This window comes from Microcystis sp. M53598_WE2, assembly GCF_030067735.1.
Lineage (GTDB): Bacteria > Cyanobacteriota > Cyanobacteriia > Cyanobacteriales > Microcystaceae > Microcystis > Microcystis aeruginosa.
The window spans coordinates 1-3,221 of record NZ_JASJFE010000302.1 but is presented as its reverse complement, the minus strand read 5'-3'; the positions used below and the strand labels follow the sequence as shown (position 1 = coordinate 3,221).

Sequence of the window (3,221 nt, the reverse complement as noted above, 5' to 3'; positions counted from 1 at the left end):
TGGTTATACTTAAATTAAGAATAGATTTTAGGTTCGATCCCCCCTGCCCCCCTTGATAAGGGGGGTGCCGATAGGCGGGGGTATCCCCCTTACTAAGGAGGCTTCTGATAATTTTTAACGCCTACCTACTTATGATATTCACACAGTAGAGAAAAAGCCAAAAACCTCCGTTAAGGATAACGGAGGCTGGTTAATTAATTAACAATTTTCAGCTACAATTTCGCCCCACATTCAGGACAGAATTTATTATTCCAACTGTTAACCGCGCCACAACTGGGACAATTGAGCATTTCACAACCCCCAGTGACAATTTTCGGTAAACCAATCATACGGGCATTACTTTGACCGGGGGCGACCATGGGATAACAATTTTCATCCTTAGTCACGATCGCATTGACCAAAACCGGACCATCATGGGCCAACATTTCGGCAATTTTTGCGGCTAATTCCTCTCGATGGCGAATAGTAATGCCTTTAATGCCGTAAGCTTGGGCTAACAGTTCCACATCCGGCATTCCCGCTTCCATATTGGAATTAGAATAACGTTCCCCATAGAAAGCTTCTTGCCATTGACGTACCATACCCTGCCAACCATTATTAATAATAATCGTCTTGGCATGAATATTAAATTGGGTTAGGGTGGCCAATTCCTGTAGATTCATTTGGAAACTGGAATCACCACTAATACAGATGACCTCCTCATCGGGAATAGCCACCTTTACCCCCATCGCAGCCGGTAAACCGAAACCCATCGTCCCCAATCCCGCGCTAGAAATCCAACGTCGGGGTCCATTTTTGAGGAATTGGGCCGCCCACATCTGATGCTGGCCCACATCGGTGGTATAGTAGGCGTGGGGTGCTTGACGACCCACCTCAACGATCACTTCTTGGGGGGAAAGTCTGCCTTCTGGTCGAGGTACTTGCAGGGGATAATCTTGTCGCCAGCGCTCGATCTGGGCTAACCAAGCTTGGGTGCGATCGCAGTTAGTGGGATAATCAAATTCTCTGGCTTTTTGGAGTATTTGTTCTAAAACTACCCGCACATCCCCGACAATCGGCACATCAGGGGCGCGATTTTTGCCCACTTCGGCGGGGTCAATATCCACATGGATTACCTTAGCTTTCGAGGCGAATTCGTCCAATTTTCCGGTTACTCGGTCATCAAAACGAGCGCCGACGGCAATTAATAAATCACACTCGGTCACGGCAAAATTAGCGTAGGCGGTGCCGTGCATTCCTAACATTCCCACCGAGAGGGGATGATGTTCATCAAAAGCACCGATCCCCATTAACGTGGTGGTGACGGGTAACTGAAAACGCTCGGCAAACTCGGCAATTTGGGCGTGGGCATTAGCTGCGATCGCACCTCCGCCAACGTAAAGTAAGGGTTTTTCGGCGGTTTCCAAGAGGTGTAAAGCGGCCTCGATTTGACGGCGATTGCCCTTAACCGTGGGACGATAGCCAGTTAGTTTCACATCTCCCGGTTCGACGGGGATATAATCGCATAGTTCTAAACCGACATCTTTGGGAATATCGACTAAAACCGGTCCTGGTCGTCCTGTACTGGCGATATGGAAGGCTTCAGCGACGATTCTCGCTACTTCCCGGGCGTTTCTAGCCACATAGGAATGTTTAACAATCGGGAGAGTAATACCATAAATATCGGTTTCTTGGAAAGCATCGGAACCGATGGCCGCCCGACTCACCTGACCGGTGATAATTACCATCGGGATGGAGTCCATGTGTGCGTTAGCGATGCCTGTCACCAAATTGGTCGCCCCGGGGCCGGAAGTACCGAAACAGACCCCCACTTTGCCGGTGGCCCTAGCGTAGGCATCGGCGGCATGGGCGGCCGCTTGTTCGTGGCGCACTAAAATATGTTGTAATTCTCCCCGCTCTTCAAAGCGGTAGAGTTCGTCATAGATGGGCAGGATCGCACCTCCGGGATAACCGAAGATGTGCTTAACGCCATGACGTTTGAGACTGTCCATCAAGGCATAAGCCCCAGAACAACGCTGGGGAACCGTTGTTAAAGAGTCATTGGGCTTGGGAAGTGATGAAACCACAGGGCAAACCGTCCAATTTCTAACTAGAGGGATAATTGCAATTCTGTTGCCTAGGATGCAACTTGAAAAATAGCAAAATTGATAACCTTATACTTTTAGTGTATTCCATCTCACCTTTTTGGCTGCAGTTTTTTTTCTTTTTGCATCTTACCCATGCAATATCTGGGGAAGTGGGGAAGTGGGGAAGTGGGGATAAGATAATAGATGCTGGTGATTTCACCTGATCTTGACTGAGCTTGGGGGTTTTATGAATAGTCTTTTGATTGCGGCTACGGATACCGACGCGGGTAAAACCGTTGTCACCACTGGTTTAGTGGCTTATTGGCAAAAATACTATCCCTCCAAGGCCCTGGGGCTGATGAAATTAATGCAAACGGGTCAAGGCGATCGAGAATGGTATGAGGGCTTATTTCAGGGTCAATTAGAAATGATTACACCGCTGCAATATCAAGCACCCTTAGCGCCTCCTGTGGCTGCTGATTTGGAAGGTCGAGATATTCCTTTGGGGACGGTGTGGCAAGCTCTGCTGAACCTACAAAAAAGCCAAGATTTGGTTTTAATTGAGGGTTTGGGGGGTTTAGGTTGTCCTGTCACCCACGAGCTAACTTTGGCGGATTTAGCGGCTCAATGGCGGTTAAAAACCCTTTTAGTGGTGCCGGTGAAATTGGGAGCGATTTCCCAAACGGTGGCTAATATTGCCCTAGCAGAGCAAAAAAAGGTCAATTTGGGCGGAATTATCCTTAATTGTCTCGAACCGCGCACGGAGACGGAAATAGAGCAGTTAACACCGATCGATTTAATTCAATCCTTGACTAATTGTCCAGTTTTAGGTGTTTTTCCCTTTATCGAAGATCGTCGGGATTTGGATAAATTGGCCTCGGTGGTAGCTAGTTGGCCAGAAATTAAGCTGTCAAGCATTGAAATTGCTTGTTGAGACGAGGCAAAAGGCACAAGGCAAAAGGCAAAGCTGATTCCCAGCATCTTTCAATTTGACAACACCCATTGTAGGGCTAATTCATGAATTAGCCCTACAGGACATCGGGGGGGTAAGGGTAGGGTTGATTCATAGTAGGGTTAATTCATAGTAGGGTTAATTCATAGTAGGGTTAATTCATAGTAGGGTTAATTCATAGTAGGGTTAATTCATAGTAGGGT

At 47.6% G+C, this 3,221-nt stretch carries 2 protein-coding genes; one reads left to right on the top strand and one right to left on the bottom strand.

Translation table 11 applies throughout. The features are described 5' to 3' along the window. Positions 1 to 212 precede the first annotated feature (212 nt). Entirely contained in the window at positions 213 to 2,066 is a 1,854-nt protein-coding gene (gene ilvB, locus PX636_RS06590; protein WP_002795897.1) for a biosynthetic-type acetolactate synthase large subunit, read from the bottom strand. A gap of 247 nt (positions 2,067 to 2,313) precedes the next feature. On the opposite strand from ilvB, the gene bioD reads away from it, so the two are divergent. After that, positions 2,314 to 3,000: a dethiobiotin synthase gene (bioD, locus tag PX636_RS06585; RefSeq protein ID WP_002795898.1), complete on the top strand. Its 687-nt coding sequence runs from the start codon at positions 2,314 to 2,316 to the stop codon at positions 2,998 to 3,000. The last annotated feature ends 221 nt before the right edge of the window (positions 3,001 to 3,221 follow it).

Coding starts and splice junctions, on each gene's coding strand:
- bioD (WP_002795898.1), top strand. CDS start 2,314: ATGAATAGTCTTTTGATTGCGGCTACGGATACCGACGCGGGTAAAACC.